The organism is Streptosporangium amethystogenes (assembly GCF_000721075.1).
Lineage (GTDB): Bacteria > Actinomycetota > Actinomycetes > Streptosporangiales > Streptosporangiaceae > Streptosporangium > Streptosporangium amethystogenes.
The window spans coordinates 110,290-135,714 of record NZ_JOEQ01000015.1; the positions used below are offsets into that span (position 1 = coordinate 110,290).

The window sequence follows — 25,425 nt, forward strand, 5'->3', positions numbered from 1 at the left end:
GGTGTTCACACCTTCCCCGGGTCTGGTCAGATACAACAACCCGTGCAGTTCAAGGTACGTCCCGCGAAGGTGTGCTGCGGCGCCTGGCTCGCCGTCGTTTCCTTCGCTGGGAGCGGAGAGCTTCCGCCGCCGGGGCGTTCATGGTGGGGGGGCGGGTCGTCGGGTTCCGCCGCCGAGCGGGCGGCCGGGCCGCCTCCCCGGGCGGGGAGGCGGCCCGGCCGCCCTTCGGTGACGCTGCGGGCGTCGCGATGGCGGTCAGATGTACGGGACGGGATCTCGGGGGGTCAGGCTGGGAAGTCGCCCGGAGAGACGCCGCGGGTGCGGGCGTTGCCTCCCCTGATGGGAGTGAGGGTGAGGGTCCAGATGGTCGTACTGGTGGAGGTCGTGACGAACCTCAGCCGCTTGTCGAAACGCCGGTAGGAGGGATCGCGGGTGAACCTGCCTCTGGAGGTGCTGAACCTGTAGCCGGAGGTGTAGAAGATGGTGTAGGTGCCGTCCTTGACCACCCTGACGGTGGCGGTGGACCGTGCGCGGACGTAGACGCTGAGTGCCTTGGACCTGCCACGGACCAGGGTGACGACGGTGTCCGTCCGGTTGCCGTTCTTGATCTTCAGGGTGCCCTGCCCGCGGCTGTAGCGGGAGTAGAGGATCTTTCCGTTGCTCGGCCGTGCCGCCGCCTCCGTGATGGAGACCGTGACGGTCTCCGCGGTCGAGGCGGCCGCGGGGGTGACGGCAATGGAGCCGGTCAGCAGAACGGATGTGAGGATCACTCCCGCTAGGGGGCGTAGTTTGACCATTGCGCAAATATGACCAATCTTCGGTGGCAGGTCAAAGTCATTTGTGTCTGAACTGGTTTTTCAGTCGCTCTGCGAAGACATCGAAACCTTTGGCGAGCGGGAGACCGCTTGAGGTGACTGTCCCGCACGCCTTGGCGGCGATCGGGGGAGACGAAATCCCGGGTCGTTCCAGGCGGACGCCGCCCTCCATGATTCGCCGACTCCTGCGCCGCTTTCGCACCGGCCGGCGCGGAAGAGAAAACGGCCAGCGCGCCCGCGACCAGCGGCAGCGTGCGGGGGCGCCGCGCCGGACCGGTGGAGGGGGGCCGGGCGTGAGGGGGGCGGGGGGATATCAGGTCGGATGTCAGGAACTCGCCGACCAGCCGGAGCAGGGCGTCGCTCGCGCCCGGCCGCCGCGCGGGGTCCTTGGCGAGGCAGGCTGTGATCAGCCCGCGCAGATCGTCGGGGAGCGCGCCGAGAACGCCCTCGGAGGTCACCACCTCCTGAAGCGTCGGGCCGTCGACGTACTCGCTGACGATGTACGGCCTGTCGCCGTCCACCCCGCTGTCCAGAACCTGGGCGGTGCAGAAGGCGGACATCTCCCGTAGCGGCTCCATCGCCTCCCGGAACCGCTCGCGGTCCACGTCGGCGGGCAGCAGTCGCACGACCATCCGGTCTCCCGAGGGGGGCGTGGCAAGGTAGACGTCCTCTCCCAGTCGCCCCGTTACCCGGTACTCGTCCACACGCTCGGGATCCCCGCCTGGATGGGGCCGACGTCAGGTATGGTCTGGCTTCCTCTCCGGGGCATCTACCTTGAGATCACTAATTATGAGGATTCAATAGTACGAAGTGGAAAGCTCGTATCCCGTGCTCTCCCGGTGGCACGCCAGGGGGCGAGAACCGCGTCGAGTTCGCGGCGGAGCCAGGTCTCCAGCGGCGCCTCGCGATGGACCGCCCAGGTGACCAGTGCGCCGTTGTAGGTCGACTGCACGGAGCGGGCCAGCTGTGCGAGGTCGGTGGGCAGGAGTTCGCCGGCCTCCGTGGCCCTGACGAGCAGGTCGTGGATCTCCTCACGCATGGCGCGGGCGTGTGCCCGCGCCTGGGCGTGGAACTCGGGGTCGCTGAGATCCTGGTGGAGGACGGCGAGGTGGTTGGAGAAGGCCACGGGGTCGGAGACCGGCTCGGCCAGGGCCGCCAGGTTGTCCAGCAGCGTGTCAAGGATCCCGTTCCGGGAGCCCGCCACGCGCAGCCGCCGGCGGACGTACTCGGTGTCGCCCTGGTGAAGGCTCAGCAGCAGCGCGCGCTTGGAACCGAAGCGCTGCACCAGGGTGGCGGGCGAGAGTCCCGCCTTCTTGGCGACGGCCGCCAGGGTGAGCCTGGCGGGACCGACCTGGCTGACGACCTCCGAGACCGCGGCGAAGATCGCCTCGTCGCTGACGGTTCGCGGGCGTGGCATGGACCCGATGCTAGCAACGGGGTGGAGCGGCGATCACCTACCCGGTCAGGGGGAGGAGATCATCAGGACGGCGGCCCCTTCGACCCGGTCGGCGGCCAGGTCGGCCAGGGCCAGGTCGGCCTCGGCCAGGGGATAGAGCACCGTGGTCACCCGGGGCGGGTGGGCCCTGGCGAGTTCCAGGTAGGCCCGGCCGTCGGCCCGGGTGTTGGCGGTGACGCTGCGCAGGGTGCGCTCCTGGAACAGGTGGCGATCATAGGTCAGCGGCGGGATGTCGCTGAGATGGATGCCCGCCACCGCGAGGGTGCCGCCCCGGTCCAGCGCGGACAGTGCGACCGGTACCAGCTCGCCCACCGGGGCGAACAGGATCGCCGAGTCCAGCGGCTCGGGCGGGGCGTCCGCGGCGTCGCCCGCCGAGGCCGCGCCCAGCGTCATGGCCAGTTCCCTGGCCCTGGCCGAGCGGGTCAGCACGTGCACCGTCGCGCCCTGGGCGATGGCGATCTGCGCGGTCAGATGCGCCGAGGCGCCGAAACCGTAGATGCCCAGGCGCCCGCCGGGAGGAAGGTCACTGCGGAGCAGTGCGCGGTAGCCGATGATCCCGGCGCACAGCAGCGGTGCCAGCTTCTCCGCCGGCGTCTCCGGCGGCAGCGGGTAGGCGAAGTCCTCGGGAACGGTCAGGTATTCGGCGTAGCCGCCGTCGGCGTCCCAGCCGGTGTAGGTCGAGCGGGGGCAGAGGTTCTCCGAGCCACGCAGGCAGTAGCGGCAGTGACCGCAGGTCGAGCGGAGCCAGGCCGCGCCCACCCGGGTGCCCGGCGACAGCCGCCCGGCGCCGGGACCGGCGGCCACCACCCGGCCCACGGCCTCGTGGCCGGGTGTGGTCCTCGGACGGCGTGGCCGCAGGTCGCCCTCGGCGAGATGCAGGTCGGTCCGGCAGACCGCGCAGACCTCGACGCGGACCAGCACCTCGCCGGGCCCGGGGGAGGGGACCGGGACGCGGACCCGTCGCAGGGGACGCGAGAGGATCGGCCCCGGGTGGGCGACGACCCAGGCGTCCATCTCCGAGGGGATCACAGGCCGCGCCGGATGCGCCGGCCGCTGACCTCGACGGCGGTGATTCTCACGTACAGTTCCCGCTCGCCTCCCGCCCACGGCCGGACGCCCAGCGCCGCCAGGGCGGCCCGGTCCTCCTCGGAGGAGACGTGCTGGATCCCGCCGCGCACCAGTACGCTCCAGCCCTCGTGGCAGGCGTCGTCGATCCGGTCGACCTCGAAGGCGACCTTGCACTCGACCCCCTGGACCCCGGTGCGCAGGGAAGCGTCGAGCGGGCCGCCGAAGGCGGTGCGGAAGATCACCGAGTCGCCGTGCAGGGCGTAGTTGACCGGAAGGATCACCGGACCGTCGGCCCCCTCGAAGGCGATCCTGCCCACCCCCCCGGGGGTGATGAGCCGCAGGCACTCGTCCCGGTCAAGCTTCTCCAGCACGGGGCGACCCGTTGCCGGGCCGTGACCGGGCGGCAGGTCGGTGTACTTGCCGAGCAGTTCCTCGGGCCTGGTGTCCAGGGCGGTGGCCACCCGGTTCACGGTGCCGGTGTTCGGTGAGGCCACGGACTCCTCCAGGTAGGCGAGATAACCGGGATCGATTCCGGCCCGCCTCGCCAACTCCTCCCGGCTGAGGCCGAGATCCTCGCGTCGTCTGGCGATCCGGCGGCCAAGGTCGCCCGGCGCCGATCTGCGTCCGGTCATGGGTTTCTCCCACTGAGAAGATCGATGTCGCTGCGAGTCCGGGGCTCCTCCGGCTCCGCGTTCCTCGATCGACATCATCTGAGGCCTCCCCCTCAGCCACACACCCCTAACCCGCCACCTCACCTGCGGAAACCTCGTCGGCGTTCGGGATCTTCCACGGCGAGGGCCATAAGTCCCGGATATGGGGGCGAGGGGGCAGGACCAAGGTCCCTCCGATCAGGGCCCGGCGGCCCTACGTGGCAAACCCCCCTAATCGGAATCCTTGCGGAGATATCACTCATGAGACGGAGCATCGATGGACGTCTTGGACCTGTCGCGCTGGCAGTTTGGGATTACGACGGTCTACCACTTCCTGTTCGTGCCGCTGACGATCGGTCTGTCGGTACTCGTCGCGGGATTCCAGACCGCCTGGCACCGTACGGGCAATCCCACCTACCTGCGGATGACGAAGTTCTGGGGACGTCTGTTCCTGATCAACTTCGCGATGGGGGTGGTCACCGGCATCGTGCAGGAGTTCCAGTTCGGGATGAACTGGAGTGACTACTCCCGTTTCGTCGGTGACGTGTTCGGCGCGCCGCTGGCGATGGAGGGACTGATGGCCTTCTTCCTGGAGTCCACCTTCCTCGGATTGTGGATCTTCGGTTGGGAGCGGCTGTCGCCCAGGGTCCATCTGGCCACGATCTGGATCGCCGCGATCGGCACCAACCTGTCGGCCTACTTCATCCTCGCCGCCAACTCCTGGATGCAGCACCCGGTCGGCTACCGCCTCAACCCCGAGACCGGCCGCGCGGAACTCACCGACATCTGGGCGGTGCTCACCAACTCCACCACCCTGGTCACCTTCCCGCACGTCATATTCGGCGCGTTCGTCGCCGCCGGAATGTTCGTCGCCGGGGTGAGCGCCTGGCAGCTGCTCAGGAAGAGGCACGTGGAGCTCTTCCGCGTCTCGGCGCGGGTGGCCATGGCCGTGACCGTGGTCTCCGCGATCGGCGTGTCCCTCTCCGGGCACTGGCAGGCGCAGATCATGACCGAGCAGCAGCCGATGAAGATGGCCGCCGCCGAGGCGCTGTGGGAGGACGAGAGCTCCGCCGGCTTCTCGATATTCGCCGTCGGCGATGTCGAGAACGGGCGCAACCACATCAACCTGCAGATCCCCTACGGCCTCAGCCTGCTGTCCACCAACACGCTGGACGGCGAGGTGGAGGGCATCAACGACATCCAGGCCCGCTACGAGAGCATCTACGGCCCCGGCGACTACCGGCCGGTGGTCGGCCTGGCCTACTGGTCCTTCCGGTTGATGATCGGCTTCGGCATGCTGGCCGCGCTGCTGGCCCTGGCCGGGCTCTGGTTCACCCGCCGCGGCAGACTTCCCGCCAGCCCGTGGTTCCACCGGATCGCCATCGCCGGCATCGCGCTGCCCTTCCTGGCCAACTCGCTGGGATGGATCTTCACCGAGATGGGCCGCCAGCCCTGGACCGTCTTCGGGCTGATGCGTACCGCGGCCGCCGTCTCACCGGGCGTCGACGTCACCGAGGTCGCGATCACCCTGGTCGGCTTCACCCTTCTCTACGCGGTGCTCGCGGCGACCGAAGTCCGGCTGCTGCTGAAGTTCATCCGCCTCGGCCCCGAGGACGAGACCGAGAAGCCGTCCGAAGACACCACCCCCGCGCTCTCCTACTGAGGCCCCCACCAAGGAACCCCCATGGAACTCACCACCGTCTGGTTCGTGCTCATCGCCGTGCTGTGGACCGGCTACTTCGTCCTGGAGGGATTCGACTTCGGCGTCGGCATCCTGCTACCGCTGCTGGGCAGGGACGAGGCCGACCGCAGGACCGTCCTGGCCACCATCGGGCCGGTCTGGGACGGCAACGAGGTCTGGCTGCTGGTCGCCGGAGGAGCCACCTTCGCCGCCTTCCCCGAGTGGTACGCGACCCTGTTCAGCGGGTTCTACCTGCCGCTGTTCCTCATCCTCGTCGCGCTCATCCTGCGTGGCGTGGCCATCGAGTACCGCAACAAGAGCGACAGCACCCGAGGCTGGGACCGCACGCTGTTCATCGGATCGCTGCTGCCCGCCTTCCTGTGGGGGGTGGCCTTCGCCAACATCGTCCGGGGCGTCCCGCTGGACGCCGACCACGAGTACACCGGGACGCTGCTCACCCTGCTCAACCCGTACGCGCTGCTGGGTGGCCTGGCCACGCTCTCGCTGTTCGTGCTGCACGGCGCGCTCTTCCTGACCCTGCGCACCGACGGCGACCTGCGCGCCCGCTCGGCCGTCATGGCGAAGAGGCTCGCCGTGGTCACGCTGGTCGTGGGCGGAGCCTTCCTGGCCGTCACCCAGCTCACCGGCGGCAGGCCCGCCACCTGGGCGAGCGCCGCACTGGCCGCCGCCGGGATCGCGGGCGCGCTGCTCGCCACCCTGCGCGGCCGTGACGGCTGGGCCTTCACCGCCAACGCGGTGGCCGTCATCGCCATCACGGTCACCCTCTTCGGTAACCTCTGGCCCGACGTGATGCCCGCGCTGGACCCGGCCAACAGCCTAAACGTCGACAACGCCGCGTCCAGCCCGTACACGCTCACGGTGATGACGTGGGTCGCGGTCATCTTCACCCCGCTCGTCCTCGCCTACCAGGGCTGGACCTACTGGATCTTCCGCCGCCGGCTGACCCGCACCGACCACGGAGGCGCCCACGCGGTCTAGTGTCTACGATGAACGTTCTCCAAGGGGGCTCGATGCGGTTGGCGTTCAGCACGCTCGGCATGCCGGGGCAGGGCCTCGCGCGGGCCGTCGAGACGGCCGTGGCGTACGGGTGCGCCGGGCTCGAACTCCGCCTCCACCCCGACACCGGGGTCCATGCCGGACTCTCCCCGGCGCGACGGGCGGAGGTCCGCGCGGCCGTCGGGGCGGCCCGGCTGGAGATCTCCGCTCTCGCGGGATATGTCGGGATCGCCGTGACCGGCCCGGACGAACCCGTGGTGCGGGAACTCCGCGAGGACCTGGTCCTCGCCGCGGACCTGGGCGCTCCCGCCGTGCGGGTCTTTCCCGGTGGGCAGGACCTCGAGGCGGGGGCGCGGCGGCTGCGGGCGGTCGCGGACCTGTGCGCCGAGTCCGGGGTACGGGTGCTGGTGGAGACCCACGACGCCATGCCGACCGGTGCCGCGGTCGGACGGCTGCTGGACGCCGCCGGCGTGCCCGAGACCGCGGGCGCGCTGTGGGACGTGCTGCACCCGTGGCGTCACGGCGAGGCGCCCGCCGACACCCTGGCGGCGCTGGGCGATCACCTCGCGTACGTGCAGATCAAGGACGCGGTCTCGGCGACCGACACCACTCCGGTGCCGCTGTGGACGGGCGGGGTTCCCCTCGACGGGTGCGGCGATCTGCTGCGCGGCTTCGGTGGCTGGGCCTGCCTGGAATGGGAACGTGCCTGGTACCCGCGGGTGGCGCCGGTGGAGGAGATCCTTCCCGGCGCCCGCGAGTGGGTGGCGCGCTTCTCGGCCTGACCTCGGCCCCGATGCCACGAGGACGGCGTTGATACCGAGTGCCGCCGCGGCGCGGACGTTGACCGCCCGGTCGTCGAGAAAGGTGACGTCACCGGGGGCGGCGTCGAGCCGGCGCAGGACCTGTTCGAAGACGGCGGCATCCGGCTTGGCCAGGGCCGGTCGGCAGCTGTGGAAGCGATGGGTGAACACCGCGGACCACGGCGCCTCAGCCGGTGACGATCGTCAGGTCGGCGCGGGCACGGACGTCGTCGCGGGTGTGGAAACTCTCCTCCTGAGCCGCCCAGCGCTCCCAGTGCGGTGCGTAGAGCTCGCCGTCGCGCCCCAGCGCGCGGTCCTTGCGTACCTCGTCGGCAGCCTCCAGCCAGAGCAGGCCGCTCAGGTACGGCGCGGCGGCCAGCGCGCCGGAGCCGGTGCCGTCGACGATCAGGGTCCCGGTGGCCGGAACCTCGCGCCACTCGGCGTACGCGCCGTGTGCCCAGTCGTAGCGTCGCCATCGCGCGGGCCGGTTCAGGCTCAGCGGCAGCAGGATCCACTCGACCAGCGCGTCGACCCCGCTCAGCAGGCCGTCCCACCCCGGGTAGAGGTCGTCCATCCGTACGACGGGAGCGGCCGGCTCCGCGGCCACGGCGGTGGCGAGGGTGGACTTCCCCGCCCCCGACCGCCCCTCGACGGCCAGGACCCGGGTGCGCCCCGCTCCGGCGGGGCGGGCGCGCAGCCAGGCGGAGATCCACGGCGCGTGGCCGTTCACGGCCGGCGTCATCGCGCGTCACCCCGGCCCGGCGGGCCGATGAAGCGCCCCGAGGAACTCCGCCAGCGCGGAGGTCATCTCCACCGGCCGCTCCAGTGGCGGTAGGTGACCGGTCCGCGGCAGGTCCAGCCGGCGTGCCCCCGCGATGCCGTCGGCCAGCAGGCCGGACGCCGCCTGGATCTGCGGCACGTCGGCGAGTCCGTTGACCACCAGCGTGGGCACCTCGATCTCGCCCAGCCGCCCCTTCGCCGGTGGATCGAGCTGCCGTTCGGCGGAGGGCGGGCCGCTCCACAGCCGCTCGAACACGCCGCGGCACATCGCGACGGCCGCCTCCCACACCGCGGGGTCGAGATCCTCCCGGCCTCGGTCCGGCCCGGCGACCTGCCAGCGGACCTGTGCCTCCGCCATCGCGGCCACGTCCGCGGCGTCGACCGTCTCCGCCTCCCCGGTGCGGTAACGCCGCAGCCGGTCGGCGGGCACGGCACTGTGCACGCGCACCCGTGCCTGCTCCAGCATCTCCGCCGGCCAGGCGTGCCCGGACAGACCCGAGCAGACCAGTGCGAGCGCGGTCACCCGTCCAGGGGCGGCAAGGGTCGCGTCCAGCGCGTACGCGCCCCCCATCGAGCAGCCGACGAGGGCCGCCCGCTCCACCCCGAGCGCGTCGAGCACCGCCAGCAGATCCTCGTGGTGCGCGAACTCACCGGCCGCGTCACCGGACTCGCCGTACCCGCGCCAGTCGTAGCGGATCACCCGGTAATACGCCGACAGCGCCAGGAACTGGTGCTCCCACATCCGCCGATCGGCTATTCCCGCGTGTGCGAACAGCACCGCGGGACCGGAGCCCGCCTCGTCGTACGCGATTTCCACGCCGTCTCGCCGAATCGTCGCCATCCCGGCAACCTACCGAGTGGACACCACCCCTGGAACGCGTGTTCGCCATCGACGAAGCGCCGCAGGGGGCCCGCACCCCGCCCGCCCGGCTGTCTTCGGCATGGGCCGTCCGACGCCGGAGCCGTTCTGGCCCGGACCATGCCCGCCGGGTACGGGTTTGTCGGTCAGGGGCGTTAGCGTTCCGCGCATCACGGTCGCGGGTGAGGAGATCCCCGCGAACGTCGGCAATCCGTGTGTGGTGAGAGGCGGGATCCCTTGGGCTGGCTGGCGGCGGGCGACGGGTATGAGGTCGCTCTTGTGGAGGGCCGGGTGGCGGCGAGGGCCACCTCCGGCCGGGCGGCGGGGCGGCGGCTGAAGTCGCTGCCCAAACAGGTGCGTGAGCATCCTGAGGTCGAGCGGCTGCGCCGCCTGGCCGAATGGCTCGACCGGCACGAGGCCGCCTGCGTGGCGCGGGTGGACGCCTGGATGGTGTCATCCCTGCCCGTTCCCACCGAGTTGGTGGCCCGGGTGTGGCCGGACGAGGCGTGGCGGTCGGTGCTGCGCGACCTGGTGGTGGTCGGCGACGACGAGGCGGGTTTCCTGCGGGACGTCACGGACTTCGGCGAGTTGCGGATCGTGAACCTGGACGGCGAGACCGTCCGGCTGTCCCCGGAGACGGTGACCCTGCCGCATCCGGTGCTGCTGCCGGATCTGGAGGAGCTGAGGGAGTTCGCCGCGGAGCTGGGCGTGACCCAGCGCGTCGAGCAGATCCACCGGGCGACCTGGGGCAGGCCGGTCGATCCCGCGGAGCCGGGAAAGCCCGGGGAGAAAGTCGCGGAGGTGAAGGAGTTCGCCGGGGGAAGGTTCGCCTCCCGGTTCGGCCTCGCCGCCCGCGCGACCTCGCTCGGCTACCGCGTTTCCGGTGGCTACGCCACCTGTGTGGTGCGCGACGCGGAGCGCAGCGCCGAGGCCTCTGTCTGGATCGGGGAGCCCTACTGGGACGGCGAGACCGAGACGGGCGACCTGACCTGGCGCGACCGGGAGGGCAGGCGGCTGCCGTCACGGGAGGTCGGCCGTGTGGCCTGGTCGGAGGGAATGCGCATGGCCGCGGCGCTGTACGCCGGCCGCGATGTCGAGAAGGGAACGAACGCGTGAGCCACACCACGTCGCCGCCGGGCACCCCGGAGAGTCAGCCGTCCGGGGAGCCGGAGCGGGCCGAGGTCACGGGCGCGGCCATGGCTCGGGAGCTGCTGGAGGCCGGGGCGGTCCTGCCGTCCGGCACGAGCGGGGGCGGTGAGCGGGCGGTGCCGTTGACCGCGCGCGCCTACCGGCACCCCGGGCTGGCGGAGCGGGTGGTGGTGCGCCTGGTCGCCGAGGAACTGGGCGCCGCGGAGGATGCCGCGGCCCGCTTCCTCGGGCTGGAGCCGGACGGTGAGCCGGTCGTCGTCGGGGTGGGCCTGCGGCGCTCGCTCGGGTTCCCCGAGTGGGTGCTCGTGCATCACCCACAGGACGGCCACCACGCACTCGCCCTGGTACCGGAGCTGGACCGCGCGGGCAGGCAGGTGAAGTCCAAGCCGAAGGCCGCCCTCGACGCCTACCAGCGGCTCGCCACACAGCTGGCCGGGGCCGTCCCGCACTTCCTGCCGACGTTCCTCGAACAGGCGGGCCGGGCGTTCCTCTCGGTGGAGAACACCGCCTATGCGGCGCAGCTGTTCACCCAGGCGCGCAGGGCCGAGGCGGAGCACGGACTGCCTGTCGACGAGGACCGGCTTGACGCGGTGTTCCTGGAGTTCGCACTCGCGGGGGCCCTGCCGGTCAAGGCCCTGTCGGCGTACGCGAAGGAGTTGGCGGGCCGGGTGCCGGCCGGTGAGGCCCTGCGCAGGGTCCGCCGGCTGTGTGTGCGCCGCACGGCGGCCGGGCTGTCACCGTCCGCGCAGATGGCCGCCGAACTGCGCCGCCTGGCCAGGGCCGCCGGGCGCGACGCGGACGCCGAGGAGCAGGCGTACCTGGCGGACCTGCTCGGCCTGCCCGCCACCTCAGGGGCGCCGCTGGGCTGGTGGAAGGCGCATCGCCCCGCCCTGGTGGCCCTCGCACGGAGGGAACCCGCGATCCGCGGGACGCTGCTGAACATGATGCCCGCCAACGGTGACGGCGAGATGCCCGCCCTCTGGCTGGAGATGCTGGAGGCCTCCGGAGCCGTCGCGGGCCTGGGAGCGGACGAGGTGCCCGAGTGGGAGCGTCCCGCCGACGGCACAGCGGGCTGGCTCGGGCGTTTCCTGGGCATCTGGAATCCGGGACGGCGGTCCGGCTCGCGGCTGCCGGGCCTGTACACGCTGGTCGAGCGCGTGGCGGGACGGCTACGTGCCGAGCTCGCCGTCACGGGCGGGGGCGTGCCGTTCAAGCCGGAACCCGACCTGCTCGACCTCCTGCTGTCGCTGGACGTCCCGGTCGCCGTTCCGGGCGACGGCGTGGGTCTCCTGCTGGAATTCTGGGCCCGGAAGGAGGAACGGCGCGACCTGCTCGCGCTGGCCGCCGACCCCCGGTTCCGGCCCGCGTTCCACCACGCCGCCTACAGTTTCTACGACGACACCGACGGGCGGCGTGCCGTGCGCCGACTGGCGGCGTCCCCCGGCGGCCGGACGATGCTGGCCGACTGGGTAGGCGAGGTCGCCCGGCGCTCGGTCGCCACCGGTCTGCCGCAGCTGCCCGACGCGCTCAGGCGGCTGACCTGGTTGCCCGGCGAGGCACTGGCCCTCGCGAAGGAGAAGGTCGCCGAGGCGGTACGGGCCGACCTCGCCGCCGAGCTCGCCAGGACGCTGCGCGGCGGGCTCCTCGACGAGCTGGGCTGGCCGGCCTGGGAGGACGCGGTCGCCGATCTCACCGGCCCGAAGGGCGTGCGCGAGGTCGAGGTCGCCGACGCCTGGCCGAACCTGATCGTCTCGGGGCCCTCCCAGGCCAGGGTGATCGGCCCGGAGGGGACCGTGCTCACCCACGACCTGCGCCACGCCCCGGACGACACCTGGGGAGATCCAGGCTTCCAGCACGTCGACGGTGAACTGCTCGTCTACTGGCACACCTACGGCGCGGGCGACGAGTTGCGCGGATACTGGCACTCCTCGGCGGGCACGATCCTGACGCTGGAGGGGACGGACAACAGGTGGATGCTGGGTGCCGACACGGTCACCCTGCCGCTGCCCGGCGGCGGGAGGACCACGGGCGCCGGTGTGCTGTACCCGGGTGACACCGCGGTGCCCCGCAGGCGCCGGCTGATCGGGGACGGGACCTCGTTCTGGACCTGGGACGGCGACGTCGAGCACTGGCGCGAGCACGACCCGTCCGGCATGGCGGACGGCAGGCTGAGCATGCCCGGGTTCCTCGCCGACGCGCTGCGCTCGGCACCGACGGGCAGCACCTTCCAGGGAGGCTGGGTGCTGCCCTTCGAAGGAGAGGCGACCCCGGCCGGCGTCCCGGTGGGCGGCCTGCTCGGCTGGCGGACGGTCCGGCTGCCCGACGGGTCGCTACGCGGTGAGGACCTGGCCGGTCGCACCGTCACCCTGCGCGACGGCCAGGACGGCCCCGGCCGACCGTCGCGCGCGGTGACGTTTCCCGGCGACGACCGGCCGCGTGCCCTCGTCAGGAACCACCACGAGATCAAGCTCGTCGATCCTGAGGGCGCCGTCGTCGCGACGGCCTTGACGGACAGGGAGCCGGGCCCCTTCGCGGAAGGTACCGCGCTGCTGCCGCCCCCGCGTTACTGGCACCTCATGCGGGCCCGCGACCCGGAGGGCTCACTGGCCCTGCGCGGGATCGACAGGGAGACGGCGGCGGCCCTGCTGAAGGCCGCGAGCTCCCTCGACCATGCGCGGCTCGCGAACACCACCCAGCCGGGGCAGGCCCCGGGAACCACGCGTTCGGCCCGGGAGGAGCTGCGCGAGCTGGTCCGCACGCTGCTGCCGAGACTCACCCACGACGCGCTCATCACCGGAGTCGCCGGGGTGACGGCGTTCGCCGCCGCGCAGCAGGCGAGCCTGGACGCGGCGGCGGCCAGGCTCGCCGGCGCACTCACGGGTGAGCAGGCGGAGCAGGAGCCGGACGGCCCCGGTGACCAGTCGCTCATCGAGGCACTCAACGGCCTCGGCGTCTCGGGCGACCACTGGTCGAGGGAGGAGCAGCACCGAGGGGTATTCCAGCAGCTGCGGACGATCGGCCGCGAGCAGCGGGTTCCCTCCGGCCCGACCGTCCGCCTTCACCTGGACGGCCAGGAACTCGCGCACTCCCGGCTGGGATGGGAGCCACTGCTCCACCAGTCGGCCGCGATCGCCTACCGGGCGGCGTCGGCGTTCGAACCCGAGCGGGCGGAGGCGCTGCGGAGGCTGCTCTCCGAGATCGACACGCTCGGACTGGCCTGCGCGGCCGAGCCCGCCTCGTGGCGCCGGCTTGTGGCGCATCTGGAAAGCGGCTGGCTCGACGACGCCAGGGGCAAATGGTACGACAGCCGCTGGCGCGGAGTGCTCCCGCTGGAGGGGGGCGCCTTCATCGCCTTCCTGGAGGCCGTCCCGGAGAGCGGCGGCTGCGCCTTCACGGGGCTCTTCCACGACCCGGCCGGTCGCTTCGAAGTCCCTCACCCCTACAGCGTGCGTTCCCTGGGCACGGTCGGCGAGGCCAGGCACGCGGGCTGGCTCGGCGAGTTCCTCGGGGAGTTCGCCGGACGTGGTCCCGCGCCCTGGCGGCCGGAGGGTGCCGAGGAGTTCGCACGGCTCACCGGGGTCACCGCGACGATGGCCAGGCTGGTCGTCGCCGGACTGCCGTACGTGGACACCTACCAGCGCAACTTCCTGCCCTCCGACATGCGGACCGCGCTCGGCCTGAAGGCGGCGGAGGCCGCCGTCGCCAAGGACGAGCTGTGCCGGCTGGACGCCGACATCCGGCGCGAGGTCGTCGCCGCGCTGCTGCCCGAGAGCCCGGCCGCGCTGTGGACCGACGGTCCGGACGTCGTCGCCGCCGCGCGGGTGTGGAATGACAGGGTGGGACGGCGTGCCGCCGTCCCGGAGTGGCTTCTCGGCGAGGCGGCCCGCGCGGTGCGCACCGGATGGGAGCCCGGCCGGGCGCTGCCCGCCCTGCTCGATCCGGCCTCGGCGCCGGAGCTCAGCACCGACCTGCGCTGGCGGGTGAAGGGGGACCGTGTCTCCCCGGCCGACGGTGCCGGCACCGGGTTCACCGAGGCCACGCTGGTCTCCACGGTCGCGCTGACCGCGTGGCTGGCCCACCGGCTGCCCTCGGGCGATGCCGTGCGCGCCGTGCTGCCCGCCGTGCTGGCCGCGGTCTCCGACCGGCTGGCGAATCCCGAGCTCCTGCTCGACCTGGGCCGCTACGTCGACCTCCCCGGATTCAGGAAGGTCGCCGGAGCCCCCACCGAGGTCGCCGAGGGCTGGGAACGCTACGGCGCGGTGATCATGGCCACCCATGACGACCAGCCCGCACCAGGTCTGCGCGTCGCTCTGCTCGACGCGTCGGGGAGCGATCCCTACCTGCCCGCCCTGCGGGCCCTGACCGGTGACCAGGAGCCGTTCCCGGTCGAGACGGCACTGCGCACCGCCCGCGACCCGCGTTTCGAAGCGTTTCTCGGCGACCCTGGAGACCCCGTGGCGGGGGAGCGCGCGGCCGACGGCACCTGGTGGCCGCAGAATCCCTCCCGTTCCGTGCCCGCGCTGCTCTCCGAGGTCGCGGAGCGGTACGGGCTGGGCCAGGACGCCGCCACGCTCTACCTGGCGCTGCTCGCGATGCCGGACCCCACGGACAAGAACGTCACCCGGTGGACCGGATGGAAGCCCGCGCGGTTCAAGGCTGCCCGCGCCGAGTTGGCCGCCACCGACCTGGTGGTCGAGGCCGGCCGCGCCCGAGCCGGTCGCTCCCTGTTCCTGCCGGGAGCCTGGACGGACCTCAAAACCCCGAACCTCCCGCTCGAACAGTGGAAGCTCCCCATGTTCGACCTGCTCAGCGCGGAGAGCGCGCCGCTCGGCGTGGTCGTTCCCACCGAACCCGCCGCCGACCTCTACGCCAGGGCCTGGCAGCGGGTCCGCGACGGCGACGTCCCTCGATTCGAGGAGCTTCGCGTGCGGCGCGGCAGGCGCCGCTGAGGAGAGGGGCTCCGCCTCCCCGCGGACCGCTCACCAGGAACCAGCAGTTCTCAACGGCCCGATCGGCCGGAACGCGCATGGGTTCGCCCCGTGCGTTCCGGCCGATCGGACGGTACGACAGACAGAAGGATCTCTCTCGATGACCATGACCGAACAGACGGTCCCCCCGGCTCCCTCCGGCCGGCAGACGCTGCCGGCCGAGGAACGGCACGCCGCCGAGCTCGCCTTCCTCGCCGCCCATGACAACGGCTCCCGGCCCCCCGGCTGGTCGCTGACCCCGCGCGCGGTCGTCACGTTCGTCTGCGGCAGCGAGGGACAGGCCCTCGAACTGCCCGGATCGCGGCAGGCGAGCGAGGGCGAAGGCCTCGCTTCGCCCACCCGGCTCGTCATCGCTCCCAAGTTCGTCGGCGAGCGCTCCCTGGTGGAACGCTGCGTGGTCACCCTCGCCGGTGAGCGTGGCCTGCTGCTGGTCGGCGAGCCCGGCACCGCCAAGTCGATGCTCTCCGAGCTTCTCGCCGCCGCCGTCTGCGGCACGAGCGCGCTCACCGTGCAGGGCACCGCGGGTACCACCGAGGACGCCTTCCGCTACGGCTGGAACTACGCCCTGCTCCTGGCCCAGGGGCCGAGCCGCCAGGCGCTGGTCGACTCCCCGGTGCTGTCCGCCATGCGATCTGGGCGGGTCGCCCGGATCGAGGAGATCACCCGCTGCCTGCCGGAGGTGCAGGACGCCCTGGTGTCGATTCTGTCCGACCGTCGCCTCAGCGTGCCCGAACTCGCCGGCACGCCCGACGCGCTGACGCCGGCGGCTCCGGGCTTCACCGTGATCGCCACGGCCAACCTGCGCGACCGTGGGGTCTCGGAGATGTCGGCGGCGCTCAAGCGCCGGTTCAACTTCGAGACGGTCGCCCCCATCGCCGACCCCGCCGCCGAGGCCGCCCTGGTGCGCGGACAGGCCACCGCCGTGGTGCGACGGGCCGGCGCGGCCTTCGGCGTCGATGACGCCGTGCTGGACGCCCTGGTCACGGTCTTCCGGGACCTGCGCTCCGGCCGTTCGGCCGAGGGCTGGGACGTGGAACGGCCGGGAACCGTGATGTCCACCGCCGAGGCGGTGCAGGTGGCGGCCTCCCTCGGGGTGGCGGCGGCCTACCTCCCCGGCGGGGACGTCCTCGACCTGATGCCCGGCCACCTGCTCGGCGTGGTCCGCAAGGACGATCCGGCCGACCACGCGCGGCTGCTCGGCTACTGGGACGGCCCGGTGCGACGCCGCGCCGAGGACGGTTCCGCGATGTGGCGCCGCCTCTGGGACCTACGGGAGAACCTGCGTTGACAGGCGATCGGCAGACGAGCGCGCAGGGTACGGGCGCGAGGGACGCGCATACCCGGGGAACGGCGGGTCAGGGCTCCGAGGTTTCGGAGGCGGCCTCGTGGAAGGGCGGCACCGGGAGGACGGCCGGTCCCCACCCCCGGGAGGCGATCGATGCGCTGGCCGGGGCCACGCGTCCCTACCTGCTCGGCGTACGCCACCACAGCCCCGCGCTGGCGGCGGCGGTTCCGGCGCTGCTCGACGCCGCCGCCGCGGAGGTGGTCTGCGTCGAGCTGCCCGCCGACTTCCAGCCATGGCTGGTCCACCTGGCGGATCCGGCCACCCTCGCACCGGTCGCCCTCGCCGGGACGGGCGGCGACGGGCGGCTCGGGTTCTACCCGTTCGCCGACTTCTCGCCGGAGCTGGCCGCCATCCGCTGGGCACGCGAACGCGGGGTCGAGGTGCTCTGCTGCGACCTTTCGCTCTCCGACCCCGGCTGGCATACGAGCGATCCAACTCGGCCGGACGCCCGGCCGGACCCGGCGGAGGTGCCGCCGGTCAGGGCCTTCGCCGATGCCCTCACCGCCTCGGTCACGGGCAGGGCGGGAGACGACATGTGGGACCGTGCCGTCGAGGTGCTCGCCCCCGGGTGCCCGCCCGAGGCGGTACGCCGAGCGGCGCTGGGTGTCGGCTGGGCGCTGCGGCAGGACGCGGAGGCCTCGGGCGGAGTGCCGGCCGGTGACCTGGTCCGTGAGGCGCACATGCGCGGAGTGCTCGCGGAGGCCGCCGCCGGCGGCCGGCGGGTCGCCGCCGTGGTCGGCGCTTTCCACGCCCCCGCCCTGGTCACTCCCGATCGGGTGGTCCCTGGAAGCGGCACCGGCGCCCCTGGCGCGCCGGCGGCCAAGGACCCCTCGCCCGCCACGTCACTCGTCCCGTACGCCTTCGACCTGCTCGACTCCAGATCCGGCTACCCGGCGGGCATCCGTGACCCGCGCTGGCAGCAGGCGGTCCTCGCCGCGTGCGGCGATCCCGGGAAGATCAGGGACGCCGCCGCCCGTACGATCACCGAGCTCTGCCGCGAGCTGCGCGCCGCCGGGCACACGGCGGGCACCGGCGAGGCGGTGGAGACGCTCCGGCTGGCCTGTGACCTGGCCCGGTTGCGCGGTCTGCCCGCGCCGGGGCGCGGCGAGCTGCTGGAGGCGGTGACGACGGTGCTCGGCCAGGGCGAACCCCTCGGACGCGGCCGGGCGCTCGCCCGCGCCCTCGAGACGGTCCTTGTCGGCACCGAGCGCGGCAGGATCGCGCCTGGCACACCCCGGTCCGGGCTCGGCCCCGCTGTCGAGGCCGAACTGGCGGAGCTGCGGCTGCCCCACCCCGGCGATCCAGGTCCCCGTGAGGTCCGCCTCGACCCGCTCCGCTCCGACCTGGACCGCCGCCGTGAGATCCTGCTGCAACGCCTGCTGGTGTGCGGAACCGGATACGGCCGGCCGGTCGAGGTGGCGGGTACGGGTGACGCGACGGCACTCACCACCCGCTGGTCGCTCTCCTGGACCCCCTCGGTCGCCGCCCTGCTGGACCTGGCGGGCATCCGAGGCGTCACCGCGGCTCTGGCCGCCGCGGGAACGCTGCGTGAGACCTTCCGCGGGGAGGCCGCCGAGGGCGGCCCCACCTGCGCGGCGATTCTCACCGGGCTGCGGGCCGCAGCCGTCTGCGATCTGCGGGACCTGGTCGCGGACCGCATCGAGGACGCCGTCGCCCTGCTCCCCGCCACCGCGGGGCTGCCCGACCTGCTCGGGGCCCTCGACCTGCTGGAGGCACTGCGCCGCGAGCATCTTCCAGGAACCACGCCGGAGAGCCGGAAGCGGGCCGCGGAGCTGTTCGGCATCCTGCTGGAGGCCGCCGTACGGTCCCTGCCAGGGCTGGCCGGCAGTGACCGGCCCGAGGACGCGACCGCCCTGACAGCGCTCGCCACCCGCTCCGCCGAGCACCGGCTCGGCCTGCGTCTCGACGACGCGCTGAACACTCTCACGCGCACCGGCTCACCGCTCGTCCAGGGGGCCGCGCTCGCGGCCCGGATCCTGCTCGACCTGGACGCGCCCGGCACCCTCGGGGCCAGAATCGCGGGATGGGTCGACGGCGCCACGGGCACGGAGGGCCGACACCGCCTGTCCCGCGCGCTCGTCGGCCTGTTGGCCGCCGCGGGCCCGCTCCTGCAGTCGGCCGCCGGGGCCCTCGACCCGCTGCTCGATCGTGTCGACGGCCTCAGTGACCAGGGCTTCCTGGACCGTCTTCCCGCACTGCGCGGTGGTTTCGACACGCTCACCCCGGCGGCACGGGACCGGTTGCTGCGAGCCGTGACCGACCGTCTCGGCGACCGGCTCGACCTGGCGCTGAGCGCCCCGCCCGAGATGCTGGCCCTCTGGGCCGCCGCGGACGCCGCCGGGCTGGCCGCGCTGAACACCCTGCGGTTCCGCGTGCCCGGTCTCCTTCCGCCGGGCGAGGAGGTCACGGTCGCCGGGGAGCCGGACCTTCCGGCCGTTCCTGCGGAAAGGACGGGGCCGGTGCTCCCCGCCGTACCCGCGGCGGAGCGGGGGGCCGCCTCGCGGCGCCTCGCTCCGGCCGACCGGTGGCGGCTGCTCCTCGGCAGGGAGTCGGGGCGGCTGCCCGCCGACGCCAGGCGTTACGCGCACGCCCTGGACGAGCTGTACGGGATGGGAAGGGGGGAGGGGGCAGCCGACCTCGGCTCCGGCGGCGACCGCGGCGGGCAGGGCGTCTCCTTCCCCTCCGCCCGCGAGTGGGCAGCGGAACTCGACGTACTGTTCGGAACCGAGGTGCGGGAGGAGGTGCTGGCCCGTGCGGCCGACAGCGGGCGGACCGACGTACTGTCCGAGCTCGACCCCGACACGGTACGTCCGTCGATCGAGCTGCTGACCTCTGTCCTGTCCCTGGCGGGCGGGCTGCCCGAGCAGCGGCTGGCCCGGCTCCGTCCGCTGGTCCGCCGCCTGGTCGCCGAGCTGGCCAGGGAGCTGGCCACCCGGATGCGCCCGGCGCTCGCCGGCCTGGCGACGCCGCGCCCCACCCGCCGCCCCGGCGGCCGGCTCAACCTGCCCGCCACGCTCCGGGCCAACCTGGCGCACACCCGCAGGACCGGCGACGGCAGGTTTCTCGTCGTCCCGGAGCGGCCGGTCTTCAGCACGCGGGTACGCGACGAGGCCGACTGGCGGCTGGTCTTCGTGGTCGACGTCTCGGGCTCGATGGAGGCCTCGGTGGTCTGGTCCGCGCTGACCGCGGCCGTCCTGGGAGGTGTTCCCACCCTCTCCACCCATTTCCTGGCCTTCTCCACCCAGGTGATGGACCTGACCGACCGGGTCGCCGATCCGCTGTCCCTGTTGCTCGACGTGCGGGTCGGCGGTGGCACCCACATCGCCGCCGGGCTCGCCCACGCGCGCTCCCTGGTCACCGTGCCGAGTCGCACGCTCGTCGTGGTGGTCAGCGACTTCGAGGAGGGCTACCCGCTCGGAGGGCTGCTCGGTGAGGTCCGCTCCCTCGTCTCCTCCGGCGTGCACCTGCTGGGCTGCGCCGCCCTGGACGACACCGGGACCCCGCGCTACTCGGTGCCTGTCGCGCGGCAACTCGTCGCGGCCGGGATGCCCGTCGCGGCACTCAGTCCGCTCGCCCTCGCCCGCTGGGTGGGCGACCGCCTCCGAGGAGAGAACCGTTGAACCTTCCAGCCTCCGCCTCCCTCGCCGGGCAACTGCCACCGGTGGAGCCGCACGTGGTCGCCTCGGCGGTGGAGGAGCTCACCCCCAGGCTACGGAAGAAACTCGACGCGGCGATCGAGCGCTGCGCCGGGCTTGCCGCCACCGTCTCAGGGCAGACCGTCTCCATCAGCTGGGGCGAGGACGCGGTGGTCACCCTCACCCGGGGGCCTTCGGGCACGATCGCCGACCCCGATGCGGCCCGGTGCGGCTGCCTGCTCGCGCCCCGCTGCCTGCATCGCGCCGCCGTACTGAGCGCCTGCCCGGTCGCGGAAGCCGGCCTGCCGGCGACCGCCGAGCCGGTCGCCGACGCGTCGTCCGGTTCGGGCGCGGGTTCGGGTGCGCCCCTCGACCCGGTTCCCGGCCGGGAGACCGCACAGCACACGACCGGGAGAGCCGCCCCAAAGGCCGGGCCCGGATCCAGGCAGATGGCCGCCGCGGCCGGGTTGTGGGACGCTGCCACCGCGGTGCTCGTGGGCGGGGTGCCCGGTGCCGGAGCGGTACCCCAGGCGGAGCTGCTCCGCGCGGCCCACACCGCCAGGCTGGCGGGCCTGCACAGAGCCGAGGCCGCCGCCCTGCGCGTCGTGCGCGGCCTGCGTGCCGCTCGCGCACGCCATGACGGCCACCGCCTGGCCGACCTGGTCTCCGCGCTCCGGGAACTTCTGCTGACCGCGGGCAGGCTCGCCGCGGCCGACCCCGATCCAGCCCTGGTGGGAACCGCGCGCCGCGCCTACCGGCAGGGTGAGGCACTGAAGGTGTACGGGGTCTGCCGGGAACCGGTGATCAGCGCCACCGGCTACGGAGGGGTGGTCACCCACCTCGTCGCCGAGGACGGCCGCTGGTTCTCCGTCGCCGACGTCAGGCCCGGAGGATCGGCACGTGCCCGTGGTGCGGCCACCGCCACGGTCGCGCTCGGCGCCGCGGCTCTCGACCACGCGGGGCTGGCGAGAGGAGGGCTGTTGATCTCCGGCGCGGAGATCTCCCCCGAGGGCCGTCTCGGCGCGGGTCGCGGCGTGCGGGCCAACCCCGTCGCCGGTCTGTCCTGGTCGGACTCGCCGCTGGCGGCCCTGTTCGCCAGGCCGCTCGCCGAGACCGCCGGGGTGACGTTCTCCGGGGACCCCTGGGACGATCCGCAGGACGGCGGGGGAGCGGGGCGGCCGGTCGGATGCGACCTGGTGATCGTCGGCGCCGAGGGCGACCGGGTACTCGCCCGCGAGCTGACGCCCCGTGCGGAGCCGGGTGGCGGAGCGGGCACGTCCCCCGCGCCCGCCGGACGTTCCGGCGCCGACGGCTCCCTCCGCGGACCGCTGATCCGGCTCGCGCCGGCCGACTCACATCCCGATCTGGCCCATGTCGCCAACCTGCGGCAGCTCGCGTCCAGGCCGGGGCTGAGGGTACGGGTGATCGGCAGGTTGGACCCCGACAGGGCCGCCACCCTGCGCCCGCTCGCGATCGGGCCGGTTCCCGGAGCCGGCCCGACGTTGCGCCTGCCCGCCGAGTGGATGGACCGCGCCGATCTCGGATACGACCGCCTGCGAGGTTCCCACCTCCCGTCTCGGGAGGACTGCCGGCCCCGGGAGGAGGCGGCCGAGGCCGGCCCCGACCCGGTGGCGGCCACACCCCTGTGGCGGGCGCGCCGCCTGGTGGAGCTGGCCGTCTCCGGTGGGCGGCGGACGGTCGCGGAGTCCGCGCGCGGCGACTCCCTCGCCCAGCGGGCCGCGCTCCGCCGCGCGGGCTTCGAGACCGCCGCCGACCTCGCCGACGCGCTCACCGCGGAGGCCGATCGCCGCACCCGCGATGTGTTCGGCCGCCTGGCCGACTCCGGCGGCGACCGGTACGCCTGGACGTGGCTCGCCGCCGCCGTCCATCTCGCGGCCACGGAACGGGCACTGGTCCGGGCGTCCTGGTACGACGCCCGCGCTACCGGGGAGCGGGCCGGATGACATCCGTATCGGGATCCGTGGCGCTCCCCGGTGTTCGGCCGCCCCGGGCGACCGCCCTGGCGGGTGCGGACAGGAAGGACCGGATCAAGAAATGTCACCGGTGGCCGATAGCGTGCGCGGCATGAGCGATGAGATCACCGACTCTCCCACCGGTTGGGTCGCCAAGCACGCCCGCAGGTACGTCGAGTCGAACGGCGCGGAGGGCCACCTCTATCACGGCAGGCCGACGCTGCTGCTGACGACGGTCGGCCGCAGGTCCGGGGTGCGCCGTCGCACCCCGCTGATCTACGGTCGTGACGGTGACGCCTACGTGATCGTCGCCTCCAACGGAGGGGCCGCAGGCCACCCGCTGTGGTATCACAATCTGCTGGTCCTGCCCCAGGTCGAGGTGCAGGTGGAAGCCGAGACGTTCACGGCCCTCGCGCGGACCGCGACCGCCGAGGAGAAGCCCGCGCTGTGGCGGCAGATGGTCGGCATTCACGCCGAGTACGCCGACTACCAGCGCAAGACCGACCGCGACATCCCGGTGGTGATCCTCACACCCGCCTGAGGCCCCAGGCCCGCCACCCGGTCATGACCGTGCCACCGGGACGGACCGGAGCACCGGGAGAATGCTCGCCGGCGCTGTCGATTCGTCCCGGCCGGCCGCCCTCACCGAGGCGGCGCGGGAAAGGGGGCAGGAACAGCCGTGACCACCGGTCCGTGCGGGGATCTCGCGACGGAGTCAGAGGCGGGTCGCGACCGTTGTGGTCGCGCGCACGGCCGCGATCCGATGGCGGGGCCCAGCGAGGCCGTGAGCTGTTCGTGATCTCATTTGGACCGCGACAATGCTGGCCACCAAGGGCAGTACGATCTACTGTAATTGACAATAAACCGTGCGTAAGGAGTGGGGCGTGGATCTCATCGTGCCGCCGGCGGAACGGGTGTGCTGATGGCCAGTCAAGCAAGCATCGGTGACCGCATCCGCAGATTGCGGTTGAGCAAGCACATGTCCCAGGCGCAGCTGGCCGGGCCCGACCTGTCTGACAGTTATGTCTCGCTCATCGAGTCAGGGAAGCGGAATCCCACTCCGAACGTCACGCGCCTGCTCGCTGAGCGGCTCGGCTGCGGCATCGAGTTCCTGCTTCACGGGATCGAGCCGCACCAGCGCGTCGACACCGGGCTCGCGCTGCGCCACGCCGAACTGGAGCTGTGTCACGGGGATCCGGTCGTGGCGGCCGATCGTTTCGCGGAAACGGTCAGGGCCGCGGGTGACGACAACGCCGCTCTCGCCGCGCAGGCGAGGTTCGGCCAGGCTCGTGCGCTGGAGGCCCAGGGACACACGGCGCAGGCGGTCGAGGCGTACGAGCGGCTTCGCCGCGAGGCCGCGGCGCATCCCGAGCGCCTCGCCGACCTGCCGGTCGTCGTGGCACTCTGCCGCTGCTACCACCGAGCCGGTGACGCGCTCCGCGCCCGGGATCTCGGGCTGAACGCTCTGGCGCAGGCCGTTCGGCTCGGGCTCGACCAGGGCGCCCTGGCTCTCGACCTCGCCGTGGTGCTCGCCGAGACGGAGATCGACCTGGCATATGCCGAGCGGGTGCTGTCGGCGTCCGGAGTGCCCGAGGCCACAGGCCACGGTCCGGAGGTTCTCGGCCTGTGGCAGGCCAGCGCGGCCGCGGCGGAGAAGGACTCCGCGCTGGCCCTGCGGCTCGCGGAGGACGCCATCGCCGCCGGCCGGTCCACCCGGATGGCCTCCGACTATGCCCGGAGCGCGATGTGCTGGGCGTGGATCACCGCCGCGAGCCCCGAGGGGGCCGGCCTTGACCGGGCGGGCGAGTTCGCCGCCTCCGCGGCCGAGGTCCTCACGCGTCTGTCCCCCGGGGCGGTCGAACATGCCCGGAGCCTGATCGTGCTCTCTCGGGTGCGGCTGCACGCCGGCGACCTGGACGCCGCCGCCGACCTGGCGGACCGGGCTCTCGGCCTGCTCACCGGTGTGCGCGGGGCGGTGCCGGCCATGGCGTACGTGGTCCTGGCCGAGCTCGCCTTGGCACGCTCCAACGACGGCGGCCCGGCGTTGGCGGAGGCGCAGGAGGCGCTCGCCGATCCGGCCTCCCGCACCGACAGGCAGTCGGCCAGGCTCTGGCGCGAGATCGGCGACCTCTGGGGGCGGGCCGGATCGCCGGAGAGGCAGACGAACGCCTATCGTCGGGCCCTCGAAAGCGTGGGGGTCTGCTCGCGGATGGAGACGCCACCCGGTTCGGCGTGGCGTGAGGTGATGACTCCCGTGATTCCGGCGCACCTCGGCACTTCGCGCGGGGCGGTGGCCGGGTAGTTCGCCCACGGGGCCGGTTCTCGTCCCGCTCGGTGCGCCGAGCGGGGCGGAGCCGGTCGTGACGGCCGGTAAGGTCAAGTCGGCATCAGATGATCGACTGCCTCGTCAGGTCACGCTGCGCCGCAGGTTGGTGCGGTATGAGTAGTGCTCGGGCAGGAAGTAGCTGATCGCCAGTTCGACTGGTCGTTCGGCGGTGTCGAAGTAGAGGCGATCGATCCGTAGCAGGGGATGCCCTGCGGAGCAGCCGAGTTGCTGGGCGGTCGACTTGTCGGCCAGCGCGACCGTGATGCTTTGGTCCGCCTCGGCGATGGGCGCCTCGAGCCGGGTGTCCAGGAGTCCGATGATGGTCACTTCGCTGGTCGCCCCTTCGGCCGTGAGCTCCGGAACGGACGCCAAGGTGACGCCGACGGCGGGAGGAAGGAAAACCGTGGTCAGGCAGAACGGCGTGGTGTCATGAAGCCGGCGGAAGACGAGGTTGTAGACGAGATCGCTGGACAGTCGCAGCCTGCTCGCCGCGCCCACGTCGACCTGACGGTGCAACGGAACGGTGATGTCCATCCGCGTGTCGACGGAGAGGCCCATGAGGTCCTCGACGGATCCGAATTGTCGGATGTAGGTGCCGTCCTTGGGGGTGGCGAACGTGCCACGTCCCGGGATGCGGTAGACCATGCCCTCGGCGACCAGGTCCTGGAACGCGCGCCGCACCGTCTGCCGGCTCACTCGGTGGCGCTCGGCGAGCTCGGCCTCTGTCGGGAGGCGCCGTCCGTCCGCGTAGCGACCCTGCAGGATCTGGTTACGGACCTCCCGGGCGAGCACGCTGTAATTGCTCTCCCGGCGGCTGGTGCTCGCAGCCATTGCCCACCTCGGTTTCACTCGAGCAGCGCGT

General features: G+C 72.9%; 18 protein-coding genes and 1 pseudogene. 10 read left to right on the forward strand and 9 right to left on the reverse strand.

Going from position 1 to position 25,425, the window contains the following annotated elements; translation table 11 throughout:
- Positions 1-284: 284 nt before the first annotated feature.
- The 5 genes from IG98_RS47130 to IG98_RS0122245 form a co-directional block, all read right to left on the reverse strand.
- Positions 285-797 carry a hypothetical protein gene (locus IG98_RS47130; protein ID WP_157594454.1) on the reverse strand — a complete coding sequence of 171 codons (513 nt, stop codon included), beginning with the start codon at positions 795-797 and terminating at the stop codon, positions 285-287.
- Positions 776-1,447: a serine/threonine-protein kinase gene (locus tag IG98_RS0122230; protein ID WP_157594455.1), complete on the reverse strand. Its 672-nt coding sequence runs from the start codon at positions 1,445-1,447 to the stop codon at positions 776-778. Before IG98_RS0122230 ends, IG98_RS47130 begins: the two co-directional genes overlap by 22 nt.
- A gap of 155 nt (positions 1,448-1,602) precedes the next feature.
- Positions 1,603-2,232 carry a TetR/AcrR family transcriptional regulator gene (locus IG98_RS0122235; RefSeq protein WP_051752610.1) on the reverse strand — a complete coding sequence of 210 codons (630 nt, stop codon included), beginning with the start codon at positions 2,230-2,232 and terminating at the stop codon, positions 1,603-1,605.
- 45 nt (positions 2,233-2,277) lie between these two features.
- The gene (locus IG98_RS0122240) at positions 2,278-3,285 is read right to left on the reverse strand and encodes a zinc-binding alcohol dehydrogenase family protein (protein ID WP_030915242.1); all 1,008 of its coding nucleotides are present in this window, start codon (positions 3,283-3,285) and stop codon (positions 2,278-2,280) included.
- Between the two features lie 11 nt (positions 3,286-3,296).
- Positions 3,297-3,971, reverse strand: a complete 675-nt coding sequence (locus IG98_RS0122245; protein ID WP_030915245.1) for a pyridoxamine 5'-phosphate oxidase family protein — start codon at positions 3,969-3,971, stop codon at positions 3,297-3,299.
- Positions 3,972-4,266: 295 nt separating this feature from the next.
- Here IG98_RS0122245 and IG98_RS0122250 point away from each other — a divergent pair, with 295 nt between their 5' ends.
- The 3 genes from IG98_RS0122250 to IG98_RS53450 are packed head-to-tail and all read left to right on the forward strand — an operon-like array spanning position 4,267 to position 7,469.
- On the forward strand, positions 4,267-5,652 hold the full coding sequence (locus tag IG98_RS0122250) for a cytochrome ubiquinol oxidase subunit I (RefSeq protein ID WP_030915249.1): 1,386 nt from the start codon (positions 4,267-4,269) through the stop codon (positions 5,650-5,652).
- A 21-nt stretch (positions 5,653-5,673) separates the two neighbouring features.
- Positions 5,674-6,669, forward strand: coding sequence for a cytochrome d ubiquinol oxidase subunit II (gene cydB, locus IG98_RS0122255; protein ID WP_030915252.1), 996 nt, complete (start codon positions 5,674-5,676; stop codon positions 6,667-6,669).
- Between the two features lie 8 nt (positions 6,670-6,677).
- Positions 6,678-7,469 carry a sugar phosphate isomerase/epimerase family protein gene (locus tag IG98_RS53450; RefSeq protein ID WP_245651664.1) on the forward strand — a complete coding sequence of 264 codons (792 nt, stop codon included), beginning with the start codon at positions 6,678-6,680 and terminating at the stop codon, positions 7,467-7,469.
- A gap of 27 nt (positions 7,470-7,496) precedes the next feature.
- Here IG98_RS53450 and IG98_RS53455 read toward each other — a convergent pair.
- The 3 genes and pseudogenes from IG98_RS53455 to IG98_RS0122270 form a co-directional block, all read right to left on the reverse strand.
- A pseudogene (locus IG98_RS53455) lies at positions 7,497-7,658 on the reverse strand (HAD-IA family hydrolase); the annotation flags it as partial.
- 16 nt (positions 7,659-7,674) lie between these two features.
- The gene (locus IG98_RS0122265; RefSeq protein ID WP_030915261.1) at positions 7,675-8,229 is read right to left on the reverse strand and encodes a nucleoside/nucleotide kinase family protein; all 555 of its coding nucleotides are present in this window, start codon (positions 8,227-8,229) and stop codon (positions 7,675-7,677) included.
- 6 nt (positions 8,230-8,235) lie between these two features.
- The gene (locus IG98_RS0122270; RefSeq protein ID WP_030915264.1) at positions 8,236-9,108 is read right to left on the reverse strand and encodes an alpha/beta fold hydrolase; all 873 of its coding nucleotides are present in this window, start codon (positions 9,106-9,108) and stop codon (positions 8,236-8,238) included.
- 255 nt (positions 9,109-9,363) lie between these two features.
- On the opposite strand from IG98_RS0122270, the gene IG98_RS0122275 reads away from it, so the two are divergent.
- From IG98_RS0122275 to IG98_RS0122305, 7 genes are all read left to right on the forward strand, one after another.
- Positions 9,364-10,242, forward strand: a complete 879-nt coding sequence (locus IG98_RS0122275) for a DUF4132 domain-containing protein (RefSeq protein WP_030915267.1) — start codon at positions 9,364-9,366, stop codon at positions 10,240-10,242.
- Positions 10,239-15,224: a DNA-binding protein gene (locus IG98_RS0122280; RefSeq protein WP_245651665.1), complete on the forward strand. Its 4,986-nt coding sequence runs from the start codon at positions 10,239-10,241 to the stop codon at positions 15,222-15,224. Before IG98_RS0122275 ends, IG98_RS0122280 begins: the two co-directional genes overlap by 4 nt.
- Positions 15,225-15,363: 139 nt before the next feature.
- Positions 15,364-16,551, forward strand: a complete 1,188-nt coding sequence (locus IG98_RS0122285; RefSeq protein ID WP_030915272.1) for an ATP-binding protein — start codon at positions 15,364-15,366, stop codon at positions 16,549-16,551.
- On the forward strand, positions 16,548-20,249 hold the full coding sequence (locus IG98_RS0122290) for a vWA domain-containing protein (RefSeq protein WP_211264052.1): 3,702 nt from the start codon (positions 16,548-16,550) through the stop codon (positions 20,247-20,249). The genes IG98_RS0122285 and IG98_RS0122290 overlap by 4 nt, the downstream gene beginning before the upstream one ends.
- Complete coding sequence (locus IG98_RS0122295; protein WP_037970979.1) at positions 20,246-22,228, forward strand: hypothetical protein; 1,983 nt, start codon at positions 20,246-20,248, stop codon at positions 22,226-22,228. The genes IG98_RS0122290 and IG98_RS0122295 overlap by 4 nt, the downstream gene beginning before the upstream one ends.
- Positions 22,229-22,349: 121 nt before the next feature.
- Positions 22,350-22,778: a nitroreductase family deazaflavin-dependent oxidoreductase gene (locus tag IG98_RS0122300; RefSeq protein WP_030915282.1), complete on the forward strand. Its 429-nt coding sequence runs from the start codon at positions 22,350-22,352 to the stop codon at positions 22,776-22,778.
- Positions 22,779-23,159: 381 nt separating this feature from the next.
- On the forward strand, positions 23,160-24,539 hold the full coding sequence (locus IG98_RS0122305; protein WP_084195573.1) for a helix-turn-helix domain-containing protein: 1,380 nt from the start codon (positions 23,160-23,162) through the stop codon (positions 24,537-24,539).
- A gap of 105 nt (positions 24,540-24,644) precedes the next feature.
- Here IG98_RS0122305 and IG98_RS0122310 read toward each other — a convergent pair whose 3' ends face one another.
- Positions 24,645-25,394 carry a GntR family transcriptional regulator gene (locus tag IG98_RS0122310; protein ID WP_030915289.1) on the reverse strand — a complete coding sequence of 250 codons (750 nt, stop codon included), beginning with the start codon at positions 25,392-25,394 and terminating at the stop codon, positions 24,645-24,647.
- Positions 25,395-25,425 lie beyond the last annotated feature (31 nt).